The 20,838-nt window shown below is 41.2% G+C and carries 21 protein-coding genes; 4 read left to right on the top strand and 17 right to left on the bottom strand.

Going from position 1 to position 20,838, the window contains the following annotated elements:
- Positions 1–288 precede the first annotated feature (288 nt).
- On the top strand, positions 289–1,080 hold the full coding sequence (locus MTBBW1_RS18070) for an electron transfer flavoprotein subunit beta/FixA family protein (protein ID WP_080805635.1): 792 nt from the start codon (positions 289–291) through the stop codon (positions 1,078–1,080).
- Complete coding sequence (locus MTBBW1_RS18065; protein WP_080805632.1) at positions 1,080–2,048, top strand: electron transfer flavoprotein subunit alpha/FixB family protein; 969 nt, start codon at positions 1,080–1,082, stop codon at positions 2,046–2,048. Before MTBBW1_RS18070 ends, MTBBW1_RS18065 begins: the two co-directional genes overlap by 1 nt.
- A gap of 191 nt (positions 2,049–2,239) precedes the next feature.
- Here the strand turns inward: MTBBW1_RS18065 and MTBBW1_RS18060 are convergent, their stop codons facing one another.
- On the bottom strand, positions 2,240–2,842 hold the full coding sequence (locus tag MTBBW1_RS18060; RefSeq protein ID WP_080805630.1) for a coiled-coil domain-containing protein: 603 nt from the start codon (positions 2,840–2,842) through the stop codon (positions 2,240–2,242).
- A gap of 20 nt (positions 2,843–2,862) precedes the next feature.
- The gene (locus tag MTBBW1_RS18055) at positions 2,863–3,105 is read right to left on the bottom strand and encodes a hypothetical protein (RefSeq protein WP_080805628.1); all 243 of its coding nucleotides are present in this window, start codon (positions 3,103–3,105) and stop codon (positions 2,863–2,865) included.
- Positions 3,106–3,616: 511 nt separating this feature from the next.
- Here MTBBW1_RS18055 and MTBBW1_RS18050 point away from each other — a divergent pair.
- Positions 3,617–4,534: an exopolyphosphatase gene (locus MTBBW1_RS18050; protein ID WP_080805626.1), complete on the top strand. Its 918-nt coding sequence runs from the start codon at positions 3,617–3,619 to the stop codon at positions 4,532–4,534.
- A gap of 175 nt (positions 4,535–4,709) precedes the next feature.
- On the opposite strand, the gene MTBBW1_RS18045 is transcribed toward MTBBW1_RS18050, so the two are convergent.
- The 14 genes from MTBBW1_RS18045 to MTBBW1_RS17975 all read right to left on the bottom strand — a co-directional run bounded on the left by MTBBW1_RS18045 (position 4,710) and on the right by MTBBW1_RS17975 (position 20,108).
- Positions 4,710–6,428, bottom strand: a complete 1,719-nt coding sequence (locus MTBBW1_RS18045; RefSeq protein WP_080805624.1) for a methyl-accepting chemotaxis protein — start codon at positions 6,426–6,428, stop codon at positions 4,710–4,712.
- Positions 6,429–6,500: 72 nt separating this feature from the next.
- Positions 6,501–6,689, bottom strand: a complete 189-nt coding sequence (locus tag MTBBW1_RS18040) for a hypothetical protein (RefSeq protein ID WP_080805622.1) — start codon at positions 6,687–6,689, stop codon at positions 6,501–6,503.
- A 316-nt stretch (positions 6,690–7,005) separates the two neighbouring features.
- Positions 7,006–7,740, bottom strand: a complete 735-nt coding sequence (locus MTBBW1_RS18035; protein WP_080805620.1) for a 16S rRNA (uracil(1498)-N(3))-methyltransferase — start codon at positions 7,738–7,740, stop codon at positions 7,006–7,008.
- Positions 7,741–8,239: 499 nt separating this feature from the next.
- Entirely contained in the window at positions 8,240–9,820 is a 1,581-nt protein-coding gene (gene serA, locus MTBBW1_RS18025) for a phosphoglycerate dehydrogenase (RefSeq protein ID WP_080805616.1), read from the bottom strand.
- Positions 9,821–9,968: 148 nt separating this feature from the next.
- On the bottom strand, positions 9,969–11,669 hold the full coding sequence (locus MTBBW1_RS18020; protein WP_080805614.1) for a peptide chain release factor 3: 1,701 nt from the start codon (positions 11,667–11,669) through the stop codon (positions 9,969–9,971).
- Positions 11,670–12,010: 341 nt separating this feature from the next.
- A complete protein-coding gene (ettA, locus tag MTBBW1_RS18015; RefSeq protein ID WP_080805613.1) occupies positions 12,011–13,693 on the bottom strand; it encodes an energy-dependent translational throttle protein EttA in 1,683 nt (560 codons plus the stop codon).
- Positions 13,694–14,020: 327 nt separating this feature from the next.
- On the bottom strand, positions 14,021–14,305 hold the full coding sequence (locus MTBBW1_RS18010) for a hypothetical protein (protein WP_080805610.1): 285 nt from the start codon (positions 14,303–14,305) through the stop codon (positions 14,021–14,023).
- Between the two features lie 73 nt (positions 14,306–14,378).
- Positions 14,379–16,592, bottom strand: a complete 2,214-nt coding sequence (locus MTBBW1_RS18005; protein ID WP_080805609.1) for a DEAD/DEAH box helicase — start codon at positions 16,590–16,592, stop codon at positions 14,379–14,381.
- A 274-nt stretch (positions 16,593–16,866) separates the two neighbouring features.
- Positions 16,867–17,046 carry a helix-turn-helix domain-containing transcriptional regulator gene (locus MTBBW1_RS18000; RefSeq protein WP_080805607.1) on the bottom strand — a complete coding sequence of 60 codons (180 nt, stop codon included), beginning with the start codon at positions 17,044–17,046 and terminating at the stop codon, positions 16,867–16,869.
- A gap of 5 nt (positions 17,047–17,051) precedes the next feature.
- Positions 17,052–17,228 carry a type II toxin-antitoxin system RelE/ParE family toxin gene (locus MTBBW1_RS30425; RefSeq protein WP_080805882.1) on the bottom strand — a complete coding sequence of 59 codons (177 nt, stop codon included), beginning with the start codon at positions 17,226–17,228 and terminating at the stop codon, positions 17,052–17,054.
- Positions 17,229–17,478: 250 nt separating this feature from the next.
- Positions 17,479–17,937, bottom strand: coding sequence for a hypothetical protein (locus MTBBW1_RS17990; RefSeq protein WP_080805605.1), 459 nt, complete (start codon positions 17,935–17,937; stop codon positions 17,479–17,481).
- A gap of 11 nt (positions 17,938–17,948) precedes the next feature.
- On the bottom strand, positions 17,949–18,644 hold the full coding sequence (locus MTBBW1_RS17985; RefSeq protein WP_080805603.1) for a M48 family metallopeptidase: 696 nt from the start codon (positions 18,642–18,644) through the stop codon (positions 17,949–17,951).
- 178 nt (positions 18,645–18,822) lie between these two features.
- Complete coding sequence (locus MTBBW1_RS17980) at positions 18,823–19,068, bottom strand: hypothetical protein (RefSeq protein ID WP_080805601.1); 246 nt, start codon at positions 19,066–19,068, stop codon at positions 18,823–18,825.
- Positions 19,023–20,108, bottom strand: coding sequence for a type I restriction endonuclease (locus MTBBW1_RS17975; protein ID WP_080805599.1), 1,086 nt, complete (start codon positions 20,106–20,108; stop codon positions 19,023–19,025). Before MTBBW1_RS17975 ends, MTBBW1_RS17980 begins: the two co-directional genes overlap by 46 nt.
- Before the next feature lie 146 nt (positions 20,109–20,254).
- Between MTBBW1_RS17975 and MTBBW1_RS17970 the strand changes: the two genes are divergently transcribed.
- Entirely contained in the window at positions 20,255–20,467 is a 213-nt protein-coding gene (locus MTBBW1_RS17970; protein WP_080805597.1) for a type II toxin-antitoxin system HicB family antitoxin, read from the top strand.
- A 20-nt stretch (positions 20,468–20,487) separates the two neighbouring features.
- Here MTBBW1_RS17970 and MTBBW1_RS17965 read toward each other — a convergent pair whose 3' ends face one another.
- Positions 20,488–20,763: a BrnA antitoxin family protein gene (locus MTBBW1_RS17965; RefSeq protein WP_080805595.1), complete on the bottom strand. Its 276-nt coding sequence runs from the start codon at positions 20,761–20,763 to the stop codon at positions 20,488–20,490.
- Between the last annotated feature and the right edge of the window lie 75 nt (positions 20,764–20,838).

Raw genomic sequence — 20,838 nt, 5'->3', positions numbered from 1 at the left:
CAAACATAATTTTTTATATGATCTTTGTGGATTTTTATAGTTTTCCAGATGAATGAAATTGCCAATCGTACTGTAGGGGGCAGCCCTTATTGGGCTCTCCTCTCCAAAGTTGATGAACCTGTAAAAAGTCCGAAATAGCAAACTCGCTATTAATAATTTAAGCATGTTACAACTCAAAAAATGCTGAAATCTGGCTTTTTACGAGACCATCAAAGTTGAGATTTCAAAATTATTTTCTGGCAATCTATAGTGATAAAAGATCTATTTTAACTGAACCTGGAGGTAGCAATGGAAATTTTAGTCTGTGTCAAGCGCGTTCCCGATACTGCAGAGAACGAATTTGAGCTTAACAGTGAAGGCAATGATCTTGATCGTGATGATCTGGTCTATTCCGTAAATGAATGGGATAACTATGCAGTTGAAGAGGCCATTCAGATTGTGGATAATGTGGGTGGTAGCGTTACTGTGGTTACTGTTGGGGATGATGAGTCAGAAGAGGTTTTAAGGCGCGAAATGGCAATGGGTGCAAATAATGGTATCCTGCTCTCTGACGATGCTTTTGAAGGTTCTGATGGAAAAGGTATTGCCACAATATTGAAAGCAGAAGTGGAAAAAGGCAAATATGACCTGATTCTTACAGGTGCCCAGGCAGACGAGGGCGCAGGTCAGGTTGGTGGAATGCTTGCCGCAATGCTTGATCTTCCCTATGCATCCCTTGTGAATAAAATAGAGGTTGATGGCGATTCAACAATTAAAGTTGGACGTGAAATTGAAGGCGGAAATCAGGAGATGAACGAGATTGATCTGCCATGTGTGCTTTCAATCCAGACAGGTATTAATGAGCCACGTTATGTGGGTATCAGGGGTATTCGTAAGGTTGCCCAGGTTGAAATTCCTGTAAAGAGTGCTTCAGATCTTGGTATTGATGCCTCAAATGTAGGAGAGGCAGGAGCAAAGACCAAACGTGTTGATTACTTTGTACCGGATCTTGGAGAGGGTGCAGAGATGCTTGAAGGCTCCACAGATGAGATTATTGCTCAACTTATTGAGAGAATCAAAAGCAAAGGAGGGCTTGCATAATGGCTAAAATTTACGCATATGTTACACATGCCGATGGCGTTGCAGATGATGTGGCAATGGAATACATTGAAGCTGCAAAGAAAATTGACTCTTCTGCTTCTGTAACTGCTGTTGTGACAGGTTCCGGTGCAGATCTTGACAAGGTTGCCCAATCTATTACATCCCTTTATTCTGAAGTTATTAAAGTGGATAACGAAGCCCTTGCATACCCCAATGCTGAAGTTGTAAGAAAGGCTCTTTGCAATATCCTTGATGCATCTGCAATTGTTCTTGCTCCCCATAACACCTTTGGCATGGATCTTTGCCCTGGTCTTTCCATCAAGCTTGATTCTGCCTTTGCCGCGGATGCTGTGGATTTTGAAGGTGTTGACGGAACTTCACTTAAACTTGTTCGACAGGAACTTGGAGGTGCTGTAAGCACCCATGTAACCTGTGATATTTCAGCAGGTGCAGTTATCACCATCAGACCGGGAGCTTTTGCTCCGACAGAAGGAGGTTCAGCAGGCGGAACTGTTGTTGATAAATCAGGTGATGCAGGCGATTTGACTTCAAAAAGGCGTTTTCTTGAGGTTGTTGAGGCCGAGGTTGGTGATGTTGACATTACCAAATCAGATGTCCTTGTTTCAATTGGCCGTGGTATTGAGGAAGAGGATAATATTGAAATTGCCCAGGAGCTTGCAGAGGCCATGGGTGCTGTTGTCTCATGTTCAAGACCCATTGTTGATGCCAAATGGCTTGAAAAATCCCGCCAGGTTGGAACATCCGGTCAGACAGTTAAACCCAAGGTATATATGGCCATGGGAATCAGCGGTTCCTTCCAGCACATGGGCGGCATAAAGGGAAATCCCTATATTGTTGCTGTTAACAAAAACCCCAAAGCTCCTATTTTCCAGGTTGCTGATGTGGGTATTGTTGAAGATATCCTTGAGTTCATGCCGGCTCTGACAGAGGCAATAAAAGAGATGTAATCTTACCTTTTAGGGGGTAGAGTTCTTCTTGGCTTTTAAGGAGGGAATACTCAATATTCGTGCCTTCCTGATGTTGATTTTTTTAAAGTAACAGGCCATGCAATTATTGTAATTTTGCATGGCCTGTTTTTTTTATCATTTTTGATTTTCGTCTCGGTGATTCACCCGTTATTGATAATGGTTTCCAACTGTTAAAGCAATGCTAACCCCCGCATGATTTCAGCAAACTCCGGATTTTTGCCTGCAAACTGTCTCAATGCCTGAAGCTGCCTTCTCAAAAGAGAACCATCTGAATGATTCAAATCAAGATCGTTGTTAACTTGACGCTCAAGACGATTGAGTTGATCAGCAACTGGTTTAACCATTGTTCTTCGATCCCAGACTATATAACCAAAAAGAGCGACAATCAACGTTATAAGTGAACCAAAAAAAACAAGCATTGTGTTATAAGAATCATCCAGTCTCGTATTAAGGGCTTCATAGCTTGATTTCATTTCAGATCTAAGGGATTCATTGGTTGATTTCATTTCGGATCTAAGAGCTTCATTGGTTGATTTCATCTCGGATCTAAGAGCTTCATTGGTTGATTTCATCTCAGATCTAAGTGCTTCATTAGTTGATTTCATCTCAGATCTAAGTGCTTCCAGGCCTACCTCTAATCTTGCAAGCTTTTCGGTAATCTCACGGTCGGATATTGGAGGTGCAGGTTCAAGTGCAAAGGTTGACAACGGAGACAGACAACCCAAAAATATCAATATAAATATCATAAAATTCAAAACTTTTAAATTTGTCATCGTTTCCCTCATTAACAATTTTATAATATAAGAAAATAAATTGGTAGTGTCATAAAAATGTTGATATCTTTTTGTGAAAGCCCTGCTGAATCAAGGTTTGTGAAGAGCTCATCAACATATTTGGGACACCACCAATAAATTCTCTTCCGTGCATACAAACGGTCATGGTAGCTCAATCTACATTCAAAATCGACACCTATGATCTTGTAAGCCTTGTCAACACTGTCTGAATCAGGATTCCCAAGATTAACAAGATAAGGCAAGATTTTCTATCCTGAGCATCCTATCCATCCTGGTTATCCTGGTTCAGACAACTGAAATAACTTCTGAAAAAGCAATAAGATGTCGATTTTGAGTACAACGAAGTATGAAAGTCCTGGATTGAGTTTCTCTAAAGAACAGGTTTTTCCTGAAAGCGTAAAGCGGCAAAGAGCGCCCTCATATTTTATATGAAAGTCTCCGTAACAGCCTGTTTTGAAAATGACTTTCATCCCTTCGATTGTGGCGGTAATCCGCCATGTACGTTATTATTAATATTTAATATAAACATCAGGGAAACAAAAGACAACAAAAAAGGGAGCAACTATTTGCAGCGTTAAGTATTCAGTTCAGGCAATCTTTACTCGAACAGGCCAAATATTTTCAAGATATAAAAAAACAGGTGTTATCTGTTGCAAAGCAACTGATTATTTTGTACAAATAGCATTTATTAATATGAAACTGTGTTGCAAAAAATAGATGAATCATCACTGCTTAGGAAAAAGGGAGATAACTATGAGACTTTTGACCCGTTCAGACTTTGATGGCCTGGGCTGCGCTGCATTGCTTAAGGAAAATGGGATAATTGATGATATTAAATTTGTTCATCCCAAAGATATTCAGGATGGCAAGATTGATGTGAATGAAAACGATATTCTTGCAAATATACCCTATGTTCCAGGTTGTGGTCTCTGGTTTGATCATCATTCAAGTGAAATGGAACGACAGGCCTACGGAGATTTCAATGGTAACAGCGATCCTTCTGCACCAAGTGCCGCACGTGTTATTTATAATTTTTACGGCGGTTCAACAGCATTTCCAAGCCCCCATGTCAATGAGCTTGTAAAGGCTGTTGATAAAGCTGACTCCGGCAATTTTACAGCAGATGAAATCCTCAACCCCAAAGGGTGGGATCTGCTCTCCTTTGTCATGGATCCAAGAACAGGACTTGGGCGCTACAAGGATTATCGAATCAGTAATTACAATTTGATGATGGACATGATCGACTACTGCCGCTGTAAAAGCGTTGATGAGATTCTTGAGATTGAGGATGTAAAGGAGCGAACTCGTCGATATTTTGAACAGGATGCACTTTTCAAGGATATGGTCAGGGAAAATACAACCATTCACGACAATGTTATTGTGATGGATTTGAGAAACCAGGAAGAGATTTACACAGGTAACCGTTTCCTGCTCTACAGCCTATATCCGGAACAAAATGTCTCAATTCAGGTTATGTGGGGTTTCCAGCGACAGAACATTGTCATGACCTGCGGTTACAGTATTTTAAATAAAACCTGCAAGGTGGATATTGGTTCACTGATGCTTCAGCATGGCGGTGGAGGACATAAAAAGGTGGGTACCTGCCAGGTTCCTGTTGAAAAGGCAGATGATGTGCTGAAAGATCTTATTGAAGCTATGAAGGGTAATTGATTCTTACCATTGCCAATCCTTTACCCCCTTTCCGTTGCCGGAGAGGGGGAGGATTGGTTGCCAATTCGACAGTTAAAACTTGATAGTATAGGAATTTCCATTTTTATCCTGCAAAAGCAAGTGGTTATGGAAAAGCACGCCCGAAGGGCGCTAAGTTCAAAACACAACTATGAATCTAAATTTTAAACTGACTAACAGTTGCTTTCATCTTTTCGGAAATTTCATACAGCTCACCTGATTTTTCATTGAGTCTGGCACTGTTTGACGACATCTCCTGGGCGGACTCATTTACATCTGAAATATCCCGGGCAATCTCTTCTGATACTGCAGATGTCTGTGATACATTTTCATTTACTTCACTTATTCCTAAAGATGCCTGTCTTACATTTTCTGCAATTTCGCTTGTGGTTTTTGACTGCTCCTCAACAGAGACAGCAATTTCTGAAACCGTTGTGTTAACATTGTTGATAACATCCGAGATCTCTTCAATATCCTTTACAGTCTCCATGGTGGATTTCTGGATACCTTCAATCATGTTATTGATTTCACTTGTGGCTTCAGATGTCTGCTTGGCAAGCTCTTTTATCTCATTGGCAACAACAGCAAAACCCTTTCCTGCCTCTCCAGCCCTTGCAGCTTCAATGGTTGCATTTAGTGCCAGAAGATTTGTCTGCTCTGAAATGCCACTTATGGATTCAGTTACCTTTCCGATTTCTGTGGCAGCCTTGCCCAGCTTGTCAACCCTTTCCGATGCTGTCATTGCCTGTTTCACAGCTTTAAGGGTAATTTCCCTTGCTTTATCTGAGTTGTTTGAGATGGTGTGAATATTTCTTGTAATGTCTTCTGCCGATGTTGCAACAATGCTGATATTTGTGGATGCCTGTTCCATAGCAGCAGCAACAGAGTTCATGTTGGCACTCATCTCTTCTGCTGCAACAGCCACGGTATTTGCATTACCGGATGTCTTTTCAGAACCCGAAGATAATGAATCGGCAATGGCCTGAAGCCCGCTTGATGAGTTGAACAGAACCTGGCTGTTTCCGGATATCTCCGTCATCATGCTTCTGAGGTTTGCTGCCATCTCATTGAGGTTGTGAAACATTTCGCCAAATTCATCCTTTGAACTCTCTTGAATGCTGTCGGTCAAATCTCCCTTGCTGATTTTTTTGATAAACTCTCTTGAAGTTTCAAGGGGTTTCACAAGGTTTATTCTGATAAGCAGCCACACCATAAGACTAATTACAATAAGGATTGAAGATGTCCAGAGGGTAATTGTCAGCCTGGCCTTTGAGACAGCTTCATTGGCAGCATCAAGGGAGGTTATTATCTCAAATGCTCCATGGATTTCTCCCTCTTTCCAGCCTTCCATTGTGCCTCCTGTTGGATCTTTTTGTCCCTTTGGATTTCCATGACAGAAGAGGCACTCCTTTGTTAGGCGTACAGGTTTAAAGTAGCGGATTTGATCTTTTTCAATAACAATTTTTTCTTCCAGATTATTATTGCTTATCTCCTTAAGTATGGCGCTCTCAAGTTCTGTGGGAGTGTTTTGGGGGTTTCTGGGATTGAATTTTGGAACCCTGAATTCATATCCTGCCTTTTCAGCATTGATTTTTGCCATGTGAATTGCAGTTATTATGGGAACAGCCTCCACAATTTTACTTTTATCAATCTCCTTGAAAGGCTTCATTATCCCCAGCTTAAGTTTTGACGCCATCTCATTTCTGCCGGCTTCTGCCATAAGAACCACAGCGCGGCTCTTCTCAATGGTGGATTTTTCAGCCCATACCCTGATATCATTAACCCTTTGAACCGCAAGTATCAAAGCTACTGCAATGGGGCCTGCCAGGACAATTCCAAAAATTTTCCATTTGATACTGATTTTTTTAAAATCCATTATTAATTATCCTTTTTGGGGTTTAGTATTTAGTGAGATGGTTTTAACACTAAAACCAAGAGGGGTAAAGAATTACTCTCTTGAGACTATGAATTCTTCAAGTTTCTTGAACATTGATTCCGGCCACTCTTCTGCATGGAGAAAAAGCTCTTTTTCCGTTTCATCCATACTGTTCTTTATATGGGGTGGAAGGCTTTCAAAGGCCATTTGACGTTCAGGGTCTGTTTTGGGATTTTGTGAGACAATCTTTTTTTTTGTCATTTTTTATATCCTGTTTATGATAATAGTTTTCCAGATAATGAAATCGGCAATCGTAATGTAGTGCACTGCCAACACTTAATTTTAGGCTTATCTGCAACGTAGAGACAAGGCATGGCTTGTCTCTACAATTAACCGAACCCTAATTTTTAGCTTTGACAATACAGTAGGGGCATCCCTTTGTGACTACCCTTTCAAAAGTTGAAATGCCAAAATGTTTTTCTGGAAATCTATAGTAATGTCTGGGTATCTAATAATTGTGTTAATATATAAAAAATGATCAGCCCGATTTTTGAGCATTTCAAGTTATTTGCAACAACTACTTAAAAAGTCTGGCTGTCACATAAGGAATGGCTGTTTCAAGTCTTAATATTCTGTTGCCAAGCTGTACTGTTTTAAAACCAGCTTTTTCAAGAGATGCAATTTCCTTGTCAATAAATCCGCCTTCAGGGCCCATGGCAAGGATTGTGCGCTGTTTGACCTTTTCAGGACATGGGGGCAGTTGTTCTCCTGGATGGGTTGTCAGAAGAAGGGGAGGGGATTCAATCTGGGAAGATTGTTCAATAATATCTGGTAAATCTTCTGTGATAAATGGCATAAACAGCCGCTTGAGATGTATTTTGGGCAAAAGAGTGTCTTTTGCCTGTTCCAGTCCAAGTATCAGCTCTTTTTCAAGGTTTTTCTGATAGAGAAGCGGAGAAGACCAGAAGCTTTTTTCAACACGCCATGTATTTATAAGATATATCTCCTTTATCCCAAGGGAGGCTGTTGTCTGTAGTATCCGTTTAAGCATTTTGGGACGTGGCAGTGCAAGAATAAGGGTCAGAGGTAGGGGAAGAGGGGGGGCATATGTCAGGTCAACACTCATTTGAATTGAGTCTTCTGAGATGGAAGTTACTGTGCCTTTTCCCATCTGGTGATTGAGCAGCCCCACTTTCAATGTATCCCCTGGCTTTACGCGGTTTACATTTTCAAGGTGGGCTTTTCTTCTACCCCAGAGCGTAATGGTCTCCGGTCCTGTGAAATCACTTTGGAAAAGGATAATCATGTTCATTTTGGCTGGTTTTGTCCTGTATTTTTAGTCTATTTGGCCGGATTTTCATCCGGCCATGCTTGCTTTAGTATGATGGGTCGTAAAAAGTCCGATTGCAGTTTTTTTACCGTGAAAACACATTCTGTTTTCATGATCGGGGGTGGCCGAAATATCATTTGGCCATGAGGGTTTACCGTGAAAATGGATACAAATTTTCATATTCGGGGGTGGCTGAGTCACAGCCATATCCGTTTACCGTGGAAATAGATACAAATTTCCATATTCGAGGGGGCTGGATGCCGGCCATGACCGTTTACCGTGGAAATGGATACAATTTTCAATATTCCGGGGTGGCTGGCTGGCAGCCATGACCGTTTACCGTGAAAATGACTATCCTGAACATCCTTTTTATCCTGATTCAGACAAATGCAATAACTTCTGAAAAAGCAATAAGATGTCTATTTTGAGTTAATAGCAAATTGGCCTGTTTGGACTTTTTACAGGGGCATCAAGTATAGTTCTAAAATTCAAAATTTATTATTGAATGAACTTTGTCAAGGGATTCAATCTCATTGGAGACCTCTTCCGATACAGGAGTATCAGTTCTGATGAAAATAATATTGCGGTCTCCATCATCTTCCCTGCCGACCATCATTCTTCCGATATTTATGTTGTGCTTGCCAAGGCATGTTCCTATGTCTCCGATGGCTCCAGGAACATCTTTGTTATGGATAAGGGAGAGATATCCTTCTGGCACCACTTCAAGACGGAACTTGTTGATTCTGATGATTCTTGCGTCATCCTTTCCAAAGATGGTTCCTGAAATAAGGTTTGTTCCATCTTCATAGGTAACCTGCATACGGATTAGGTTAATGTAGTGGGCGCTCTCCTGACTTGTACTTTCAGATATTTTTATGCCCATATTCCTTGCAAGTGCATTGGCATTGACCGAGTTTACTTCATACTTGACAAGCGGAGTAAGAATACCACGGACAGCAGCAAGGGTTACAGGTTTGAGATCCAGATCCATAAAATTGCCGGCATACTCAATGTTGATCTCTTTGATGGGCCCCTGGGTCATGAATGTGTGCATTTTTCCAATGCGTTCTGCAAGGTAGAGATAGGGCTGAAGCTTTTTTAACAGCTCTCCAGTTACTGATGGAACATTTACGGCATTTATAATGGTATTGTATTTAAGATAGGCAATGATCTGATTTGCCACAGCAACCGCTACATTGGTCTGGGCCTCCTGGGTTGATGCTCCAAGATGAGGTGTTGCAATAACTCTGTCAAGTGTCAATAGGGGATTGCCCTTTGGCGGCTCTGTTTCAAATACATCAAGTGCGGCTCCTGCAACCTTTCCACTTACAATTGCATCATACAGATCCCCTTCGTGTATGATACCACCCCTTGCGCAGTTGATGATCATAACCCCCTGTTTCATCATTTCAAAGGCTGCCTTGTTGAGAAGGTTGGTTGTGCTTTCAAGTTTTGGCACATGAATTGTTATGTAGTCAGAACGCTGGTAGAGCTCTTCTAAGGTTACACACTCATATCCAGACTTTTCAATGTGCTCGCAAGTTACATTGGGGTCAAATATAATGACTTTCATTTTAAGACCCTGGGCAAGGGAAGCAACAATAGAACCAATATTTCCAAATCCAATAAGCCCAAGGGTTTTGTCGAAAAGTTCACGTCCCTGGAGATTTTTCTTTTCCCAAAGAGACTGCTTGAGAGTGGCTGTACCCTGGGGAATATTGCGGGTCAGGGACATCATCATGGCAATGGCATGTTCTGCTGTGGTTCTGGTGTTACCGCCAGGAGTATTCATGACTGCGATACCTTTCTGGGTGGCAGCCGGAATATCCACATTATCAAGCCCTATACCTGCTCTTCCAATTACTTTTAGATTGGTGGCAGCATTTATAATGTCGCTCGTTACCTTTGTGGCGCTTCGTATGGCAAGACCATCATACTGACCGATTATCTCCTTTAGTTCTTCAGGAGAAAGGCCTGTTTTTACATCTAATTCAATTCCCTCTTCATTCCTGAATATATCAAGACCTGCTTCACCCATCTTGTCACTGACAAGAACTTTCATCTTTCTGTCTCCTTTATCTATTTTAGCATGAAAATGACTATCGTTTCTATATTTGGGGGTGATTGATACGTAATCAATCATGCCCCTTTACCAGGAAAATGACTATCATTTTTATACTTGGGGGCGATTGATACGCAATCATGCCCGTTTAGTTATATTCCCTTGTTTTATGAAATTTTATATCCGGCCATGCTTCAATTGCAAAGCCGAGCTGGTATTCGCTGGTAGTAAGAAAAGTTATCCAACCCTCTGAATCTATTGCAATTGATGCTTCGTTTTTGCGGATGAACTCCTTAAGTTTTGCTTCGTTTTCACAGGTAATCCATCTTGCCACAGAAAGATCAACCGGTTCATGGGCGGCATCAACATTGTACTCGGCAGCAAGTCTTGCCATGGTGACGTCAAACTGGAGTACACCAACTGCGCCAAGGATATAATCATTGTTTATCTTTGGCCTGAATACCTGGATTGTACCCTCTTCAGCAAGCTGCAGGAGTCCTTTTTGAAGAGCTTTTGTCTTCATGGGGTTTTTAAGAAGTACCCGCCTGAAGTGTTCAGGGGCAAAGCTTGGGATTCCCAGGAATTTAAGCGGTTCCTTTTCTGTGAAGGTATCGCCAATTTTTATGGTGCCGTGGTTATGGATGCCTATGATATCCCCGGGATAGGCTTCATCAATGTTACTTCTCTCCTGTGCCATGAATATTGTTGCGTTGGATAGAATTACATCTTTGTTGATTCTGTGGTGACGTACCTTCATACCACGTGTGAACTTTCCTGAGCATATGCGGAAAAAGGCTATTCTGTCCCTGTGTGCGGGATCCATATTGGCCTGTATTTTAAATGTAAACCCTGTAAATGCAGGTTCATCCGGTGCAACATCCCTTGTTGATGCCTTTCGGATGCCAGGTGGTGGAGCCATTTCCACAAAAGAGTCAAGCATCTCCCGTACACCGAAATTGTTGATGGCACTTCCGAAAAATACAGGTGTCTGGGAGCCTTTAAGGTACTCTTCCATGTTGAAGGGGTCAGATGCTCCTTCAATAAGTTCAATATCATCCCTAAGTTCTTCGGCCTGTTTTCCAAGGCTTTTATCAAGCAGAGGATCGTCAAGATCATTGATAAGAATGCCGTCTCCATCCTTTGGTGAATATCCTGGGGCAAAGAGTCCAAGCGAGTGTTTCTGGAGATGATATACCCCTTTAAATCGTTTTCCCATGCCAATTGGCCAGGTTATGGGGGTACACTCAATCTGGAGTTTATCTTCCACATCCTCAAAAAGAGATAGTGGATCCATGCCCTCCCGATCAAGCTTGTTGATAAATGTTATGATGGGGGTGTTGCGCATCCGGCAGACCTCCATAAGTTTTCGGGTCTGTGGCTCCACTCCTTTTGCACTGTCAATTATCATGACTGCACAGTCAACTGCTGTGAGTACGCGGTAGGTATCTTCGGAAAAATCCTTGTGGCCCGGGGTATCCAGAAGGTTTACTTCATAGCCTTTGTAGTTAAATTTCATTACGGAAGAGGATACGCTGATGCCTCTCTCCTGTTCTATGGAGAGAAAGTCACTTGTGGCTTTTCGTTCGGTTTTCCTGGATTTCACAGCGCCTGCCTGCTTGATTGCACCGCCAAAAAGAAGAAGCTTTTCAGTCAGTGTTGTCTTGCCTGCATCGGGATGGCTTATTATGGCAAATGTTCTGCGTCTGCCGATCTCCCTGAGTGTCCGAACATCACTTCTGGTCTTTTTGGGGGTGGATTCAAAGGTTTGACTTGATTGCTCTGAATCTGTGGGGTGAATAAGGGGCTCTGAGTCTGCGTCGCTATTTAGGGTTGCTGAATCGGGGTTCATGGTTTCCATAGGGTTCTATTGCTATTTTCAGTAAAGTGAGTTTTATAAATCATTCAGGATAATTAATCAATTAAATATTAAAAAAACAGGGTCGCATAAGATCTCTATTGCGGAATTCATCAATTGTTCAAAAAAGAGGCAGGATTACATAATCCTGCCTCATATCCTTATGACTCGTTTATTTTTTTGTAACTTATTGAATTTATTTCATGTTAATTTTGACATTTTTCATATCAACTCAAAAGTACTTTACACTTTTTGGGGTGAGCTGCTCGAAAAATGGGGGCTATGCTTCAAGAAAGCGTAAACCGGAAAATGAAACATGCCTTAATTATCTGCATCTATCGGGTAAGATGCCTGTATTTTATTCTTTCAGGCTGATCAGCACTGATGCCAAGGCGTTTTTTTCTGTCTTTTTCGTAGTCAGTGTAGCTTCCTTCAAAGAATACCGTGGTGCTGTCACCCTCAAAGGCCAGGATATGGGTTGCTATTCTGTCAAGGAACCATCTGTCATGGCTTATCACAACTGCACATCCTGCAAAGTTTTCAAGGGCATCTTCAAGTGCCCGAAGGGTGTTGACATCAAGGTCGTTGGTTGGCTCATCAAGAAGCAGAAGATTTGCCTCTTCTTTCAGCATTCTTGCCAGATGAACACGGTTTCTCTCTCCTCCTGACAGAACTCCGACCTTTTTTTGCTGATCTGAACCTGAAAAGTTGAATTTGGAGACATAGGCACGGGAGTTTACTTCTCTTCCGCCAAGGGAGATGGTCTCATTACTGCCTGAAATCACTTCCCAAATTGTCTTTTCAGGGTCAAGTATATTTCTATCCTGATCAACATAGGCAATTTTTACTGTCTCTCCAAGTTCAATGGTTCCTGCATCTGGTTTCTCTTTTGATGTTATCATGTTAAAAAGAGTTGATTTACCTGCCCCATTTGGACCTACAACGCCTATGATTCCTCCTGGTGGAATGATAAAGCTCATATCTTCCACAAGAAGCTTCTCCCCAAATGCCTTTGATACTCCCTGGGCAATAACAACCTTGTCCCCGAGTCTTGGGCCTGGTGGAATAAAAATTTCCAGATCCTGTTCTCTCTCTTTACCGGCTTGCTTTAGAAGTTCATCATAGGATGATAGCCTTGCCTTTGATTTGGAGCGTTTACCCTTGGGGGACATTCGTATCCATTCAAGCTCCCTTTCAAGTGTCTTCTGACGTTTGCTCTCCTTTTTTTCTTCATTTTTCAGGCGGTTTTGTTTCTGTTCCAGCCAAGAGGAGTAGTTTCCCTTCCAGGGGATTCCCTCTCCTCTGTCAAGCTCCAGTATCCAGCCTGCCACATTGTCTAAGAAATAGCGGTCATGGGTTACGGCAATAACTGTTCCTTCATATTGACTCAAATGCTGTTCAAGCCATGCAACAGAAGCGGCGTCAAGGTGGTTGGTAGGCTCATCAAGCAGCAGGATATCAGGTTTCTGGAGAAGAAGACGGCAAAGTGCCACACGTCGCTTTTCACCGCCTGAAATTATATTGACAGGGGTATCTTCCGGCGGGCATCTCAGTGCATCCATTGCCATTTTAAGACGTGAGTCAAGATCCCAGGCGTTGATATGGTCAAGTTTGTCCTGAAGCTCTCCCTGGCGCTGGATGAGTTTATCCATCTCTTCATCAGACATGGGTTCTGCAAATTTTTCGCTTATGGCTTCATACTCATTTATGAGATCAACAGTCTCTTGAACACCCTGTTCAACAATCTCTTTTACTGTTCGGTTTTCATCAAGCAGTGGTTCCTGTTCAAGATATCCCACGGAAAATCCTTTGGATAGAATGGTTTCTCCATTATACTCCTTGTCCACACCTGCCATGATTTTAAGCAGGGAGCTTTTTCCGGAACCGTTAAGTCCAAGTACGCCTATTTTTGCACCGTAAAAATAGGAGAGTGAGACATCCTTGATAACGGGCTTCTTGTCGTAGAACTTACTCACCTTGATCATGGAGTAGATTACTTTTTTGGTATCTTCTGACATATATGGTATTTCCTGTTGTTTTTTTTGATAAAATGGGATGATTGATCAGCAATCATCATGTGTAAAAGCTCAAAGAGTTAAGGATCCAACCTCAAAATTTTATGTGTAAAAGCTCAAAGAGTTAAGGATCCAACCTCAAAATTTATGTGTAAAAGCTCAAAGAGTTAAGGATTCAACCGCAAAATATTATGAGTAAAAGCTTAAAGAGTTATGTGTACAACCTCAAAATGGTTTTCATCTTAAATATCTGTTAATCAGCAGAGGAGAAGTGAAATAGAGATGTATTGGCTGTTACGCAGAATATAAGGGGCATATTTTATGCTGACTCTAAGGTTTTGTCAACGGGGGTTTAATGGCATGGTATCCGTTCCTTCTTGCGTGTTCCGGAAAAAGGGCAATGGCATCGTTTAATGGAATGAATCCAGAAAAGGCTCTGATTTTCATCATTTTATAATTTTTGAGTAGGCCTGCAAACCCGATAATCCAAGATTGTCCGAACAGAGAATCCTGTTGGGACCATTCCATATTATTTACTCCAAATCTTTTTGTCCTGAAAAGAAGGTGCAGTATCATTTTCCAGTTTTCAAGGATATATTTTATTTTTTTGTTCATGTTTTGATGGTCTCAAATCAAGAGTTTATGGAAAAGCATGTCCTAAAAGGCCCTTAAATTCAATTCTGCAAAATCATACAAACGAGATTACAACAGGCTCTTTCAGGATAAGCTCGCAGGCCTCTTCACTGTTTTTTGCAATATCCGGAAATGTTTGCCGTAATCCTGAAAGCTGCCTTAAGTTTTCACCTGTTCTAAGTACAAGGCGGGCAAGGTCTCCTTCTGCCATGGAAGATCGTTTTACCGCATTTTCCCAGGGTTCATCCTGTGCCCATGAGAGCATTGTTGCAGCGGGCTGAAGATAGATACCTGGTACATGGAAACCATTTCTTATCATTCTTGAAGTAAAGGGGCGCAGCTCTTTTTTCAGTTTTGAAAAGCCCTGTGTCAATTTTCTTGGCAACAGCTTCAATGGCAGAAGTGAATCATCAAACTCCTTTTCATTTACAAAAGAGGCCATGAAAGCACAAAGAAGCATCGGATCTCTTCGCGGCAGAAGACCTTCCCTTATGCAGTGAGCAACCATAAGGGGTGAGTCAATTCTGAGCTTGGATGCCCAGATGCCATCTTCTGTCAACTGGCCGTCATCTGTGACAAATCCTTCGTCCTTCAAAAAGCTTAAGTGGGCAAGAAAGTCGTCCCACAAAAACTCAAGTTCTCGTCCGTATAGTTTTCTGGCATATTTTCCACGGCTGCCTTTGTTGAGCATATATGATGCAAAGGATTTTTTCAGAAGTTCTCTTATCTGTTCAGGGGTATGGGAGAGCAAAAGGTTCAGTACCATGGAAAAATCAATCCGCAACTGGCTCTGGACATCGGCAGGAGGGGCTGACACCATACGTGATGCATGCCTGATATCCATAAATTTTCCAGGCGTAACAATGGCAAAGCCAATATTGTCCATTCCCCTGCGACCGGCTCTTCCTGTCATCTGCTGGAATTCACTTGCTGTAAGGGGCAGAAAATCCTTGCCGTTAAAGCGGTCAGAGTTGAGAATGACAACGCTTCTGGCAGGAAAGTTAACCCCTGCTGCCACTGTGGATGTTGCAAACATGGCATCAAGAAGTCCTTCTGACATAAGTGTTTCAACAACCACCTTCCATGCAGGGAGATGACCGCTGTGATGGGATGCCGTGGCGGTTTTTTCCACCTGTTCCCGCTGGAGATGCCTTGAGAGGTGTCCATTCTCTCCTATCAGTTCAGCCATCCGCCGGAAAAGGGCATCTTGCCGATCAGGTTCCTTTGATATTAATTCGGAGTTGCAAAGCCTTATTGCGTGGTCACAGTCAGCTCTGGATTTCAGGAAAAAGATGGCAGGAAGAAGATCGAATTTTTTCAATACCCTTAGAATATCCGAAAAACGGGGGAGACGTCCAGTAGGTGCAATCTGGGGAGGGGATTCAAGTTTCAGAAAATCAAGGGTTGTTTTGTGCATTAAGGCTTTTTTGCCTGGCTGAAAGCCGTTTTTCAAAAGTGGCTGAAGCGTTCCTGATGGATGGAGAAACAGAGGAAAAAGTGGAACCGGTCGTTTGTTTTCCTGAATAATCTTGCACTCTCTTCCCCTGATTGTCTCAAGCCATCCGGAAAGATGCTCCGGATTTCCAATGGTTGCAGAGAGCATAAGAAGAGGGATTCTCACTGGCAGATAAATAATTATCTCTTCCCACACAACACCTCTTTCAGTATCACCAAGATAGTGGGCTTCATCAAGTATGACAAGATCGCACTTGAGATTCTCCCCTGTGAACATGGCATCATAGAGCTGATTTCTCAGTATCTCTGTGGTTCCTATTATAATGGTAGCATCGGCATTTTCCTTGGTGTCTCCAGTAAGAATGCCAACCTTATCCTTTCCAAAAATATGGGCAAAGCGCATATAAATGGAGTTTGTGAGGGCTTTAAGCGGTGTTGCGTACCAGATTTTGCCTCGGTTTTCTGTTTTTGGTTCCGCATTTGACTCTGAATTTGTTATTGTTGAGAAAGGCTGTTCAGGATTTCCTGCCTGGGTAACAGTTGATTTTTTTTGGGGATTGTCAATGATTTTTCTGGCAGCCTCTTCAGCTATCCATGTTTTTCCTGAGCCTGTGGGCGCAGTAACAAGGCAATCTGAATCACCAATTGCACTGATTGCCTGAAGTTGAAATCTGTCAGGAGAGAAATTGCTGGTGCCAGGAATTCCGATTTTTGAAAAGACACTTTTAAGCTCTTTGTCAGCCGCAGGCTTTATGTGGGGAAAGTCATTGTGTCGAATGGTTTGTTTGCTGTTTTTATAATATCGTTTTTTCATGGGTGGTATAAAACCACAAATTTAAAAATCTTGCAACTTAATCTGCTGGATGTGGAGAGATACCAACAAAAAAAGGGTTACAACCGATTGGCTGTAACCCCTTGATTTCCACTCTTTTACACCAGTTTCCCAAACACAAGATCTTCAATCTGGACGATACTTTTTGAGAAAAAAGCTTGAGCAGATACAAATGTGCTTGTGAGTGCCATTCGGCCGATAGGTCGATGATTTTTTCAAAACTTTTTCATAATATCAAAGAAATGCTGTTCAAGGTTTATGCGGCTTCCTTACTGTTGATCTCTAAAGACAGTTTGTTGGCATTAATAACATCCTGAAATGCGATACGTATAACCTCCTGATCTCCATCCATCAACGCTTCCGCAATATAGGCAGATGCATATTCAGGATCTTGCAACCGCTCAAGCAAGCCTTCTTCATAACTTATAACTGGCATTTTAATCACCTGTATTCCTTTTTATATGTTTTCCAATACTCATGGGCAATCTTTATGTCCTTATCTTGAGTCCGTTTGTCTCCACTGCAAAGTAATACAATGATTACATCTCCATGATTTGCAAAATAGATCCTGTATCCTGGGTCATAATCAATTTTGATCTCATGGATGCCATTACCTATGGCTCTTCATTGACAAATGCAATATTGTTTTAATTTGTATATTACCTTGTTTGGTCAGATGATTGACAGCACCTCGTTAAAAGCCAAAAATCAAAAAATTGTAAAAAACCGTTAGTTAATTGGTGTCGATGAGATACTGTTTCATAGTTATTTCCAGTCATCACGAATGTGTTTTATCTCTTCATCAATATTTTCAACGTTGGTTATGCCAAAAAACGCATCAAATCTACTCTCCATAACGCCCTCCGTGTTATCTCCAAAAATCATCACGCACAGGAATATCACCATTCAATACAAACGGTTCTAAAATACGTTCCAATTCCTCTCTTTGTTTGTATACCGCTGGAGAAACTTGAATCATCATATTTTCTTCATCATCAAACTTGAACCGATAACTTCGGATATCTCCGTCTTTGTAAAGAACAATTTCTGATAGTGTTTTTGCTATTTCACCAGAGTGTTCTTCTTCAAAACGGTGTTTAATTCTGATAATTTTATTATTCTCTATAATCAACTTCTGCCCACAAAATAGAACTTTTACCAAACGATAAACAATGTTGGCAGGAATTATCGCAATCAGCAAAAGCAAATACATCCAACCGCCACTCTGAAATGCCAAATGTACAAGGTAGGCAAGAATGCTACTAAAAATAAAAAACATGGCAATGGGAACCGTATAGTTTTGAATAAATTGTTTTGCTTCTGTCATCGCTTCCTCTTCTATAATTTTATATCCCCAAGTCTTTCATCCATATCTTCCCAATCAGGGGCATCTTTGGCGAGTTCTCGGTAGAAGTCTTTAGAGTGGTCTTTATGTTTGATATGGGTCAATTCGTGGATAACAATATAGTCTATGAGGCTGAATGGCAGTTTGACGGCATCAAAATTGATAAGGATGTCATTGTCGTTGGTACAACTTCCCCACCTTTTAGAAAGTTTCCTTAAACTGACGGAGTTGGGGATAAGTCCCATTGTTTCACTCCAATTCTTGACAAGGGGTAATATTTTTTCTTTAGCCTTATCCCGTGAGAATGTCTCCAGTGCTTTGTCTATGGCAGATTGTCTATCTTCTACATCCGGGTTGATGGTGATGTTAAATCTGGAGTGAGTGAATTGAACCTTGGCATCTTTAACAGTAGTGTCTTTGGTAATCTTAACATAATACCGCTTACCAAGGTACAAAAGCCTTGAGCCTGTAATAATTTCTCCCTGGGGGATACGCTCCACCAGTTTAATTTTCTCCACAATCCATCGGCCTTTACTGAGTATAAGTTTATCTGCCTTATCATCCTCAATAGGTGGAGTTTTCAAAATCACCCCTTCATAAAAACCCACGGTGATGTAGCCATGTTTTAGCGATGTGTCGATGATGTGGGAGTAATGAATTTCTGTGGTTCCGTACTGGGCAACGGGCAAATTCTAATTCCTTTTAATGAGGTCAAGTAGAGATACAGTTAATTTTTGGGCATCTTTCATTTATCGGTTTACACTTTTCTGAACCATGATTTTCATGATTAAGGGATTTTCTTGATTATTCATCATGTTAATCCTTAAATCCTTTAATCATGGTTCAAAATTTTCCGAAAAGTGTAAACTACTTTTGAGCTGATATGAAGGATGCCAATTTTTGTGCCTCTTTTACCTCAACTTTTCCTTTTAGAACACCCTTTATTTTCACACGCATTGATTTCATAACCTGTGCTCTATCCCACCAGCCCGCTATGGAAAGTTCACCATTTAGTTCCTTAAAGATAGTATGAGTTATATCCTTGGCATCGCCGTCTATAACATTCTCTAAGGTCTTGAATACAGCAAATTCACGCTGGGAAGTAAATCCCATAGCAGTGGCTTCATTGCTCTCATTGACGAGTTTCTGCTGAATCTTATCCAACTCTTCAAACAACTCAAGTTGTGAGATACGCTTTTCTTTTCTGGCCTGTTAAACCCATGCTTACCATCTGCTTCTATCTTCTCTTTGGAGACTTTGATGATATTCCCATCTTCATCAACCTCCTGAAACTTCTGTATGGTGGTGGTGATGGTTTTGCCGTAATCATCTTTCAAAAGTTTCTTTAAGTGTTTGACGGAGGTGGCCTGTATGGGATTGTTAATGGCCATTGACAATATGACAAAGTTGCGTATTAAATCAAGGAATTTCTCTTTTTCAAAGAGGTTATAGATGAGGATGTCTTGATGTGTAGGGTCTCTTTCCAGTAATGCTTCAATGTCTTGGGTCTCATCTGATTTGTAATGCTGATAATGAACTTCTTTGGCCCCGACAGCCCCGTATTTACCACCAACCTTGTAAATACCGACACATACCTGATTGTATCTGAACAGTTTTTCACTGTTTATCTGATAATAAATAAGGTCATTGACACAATCGGAAAAAGCACCCTGGGCAGTGGGAGATTTACACTCTATGACGGCCAGGGGCAGGCCATTTACAAAGACAGCAAGATCTGGGATTGAGTTCTTTTCCTTACCCTTGAACTTCATCTGATTGACAATGAGAAAGTCATTGTTCTCGATGTTGATGAAGTCGATATAAGAAACGCCCCTGTAGGTCTCTTTACCGTCTATAATCTGTTTTGGGGTATATTCCTGTGTGCTGATGAGTTTATGGATGTGCTCATTTGCTTCGATAAATGATGTGGCAGATACAGAGGTGATTTCCTTAAAGGCGTTATTGACATTATTCTCGTTCAGCCAGGGATTTAACCGTTTAATGGCATCTTTTAAGCGGTTTTCCAGTATAACATCGTTGATGGATGAACGCTCATCGTTGGTTGAGCCGTTTTGGTAAGTATATCCCAGTTTCTCAAACAGTTGGATTGCTGGGAGTTCTGATTGGAGGTATTCTGGATTTAAGGTTGTCATATCTGCCCTATTAGATTAACATTAAAACCAAGGATAAACTCAAGTGAATATCACCTTGTAGGTTAACAAAATAAATTTAACTATGAATTGAGCCTGTATGAGCAAAATTGAAAAATTTTTAACAAAGTTGTTTAAAGGTCAATCAGATGAAATCCAAATATGAAATTATATTATATTGGAGCCAGGAAGATGAAGCATACATTGCCGAAGTTCCTGAACTGCCAGGGTGTATGGCTGATGGAGCAACATACCAGGAAGCCTTAACAAATGCGGAAGTAATTATTGCCAAATGGATAGAAACAGCAAAAGAATTAAATAGATACATTCCTGAACCTAAAGGCAAGTTGATGTATGCCTGATTATATAACCTGTTTGAAAATTACACTGAATTTCTATTCATTTCAGCATCAATGCGTTCGGAAAGAAACATTTTTAGCAAAGATTGATAGGGAACATCCCGCTTGTTTGCCAATGTTTTTAACTCATCCAGCATCATTTCAGGAAGTCTGATAGATATTTTCCTGGTTGTGGGTTTAAGCCGAGGAAAAGCAATTTCTTCAGCATCAGACCAGTCAATATATTCCGATGAATCGTGTTTTTGCCAGAAAAGGCGTTCTTCTTCCTCTGTCTTAAATTGTGGTATTTTTTTTGTCATTGTTCATACCTTTCAATCTCACTCAATGTCATATCTCGTGCCGAAATTACCCGAATGTTGTTGTATCGAACAGTA

The sequence above is a fragment of the Desulfamplus magnetovallimortis genome, assembly GCF_900170035.1.
In the GTDB taxonomy this organism is placed as follows: Bacteria; Desulfobacterota; Desulfobacteria; order Desulfobacterales; family Desulfobacteraceae; genus Desulfamplus; species Desulfamplus magnetovallimortis.
The sequence above is the reverse complement of the archived record's forward strand: the minus strand, read 5'-3'. Positions and strand labels throughout refer to the sequence as shown.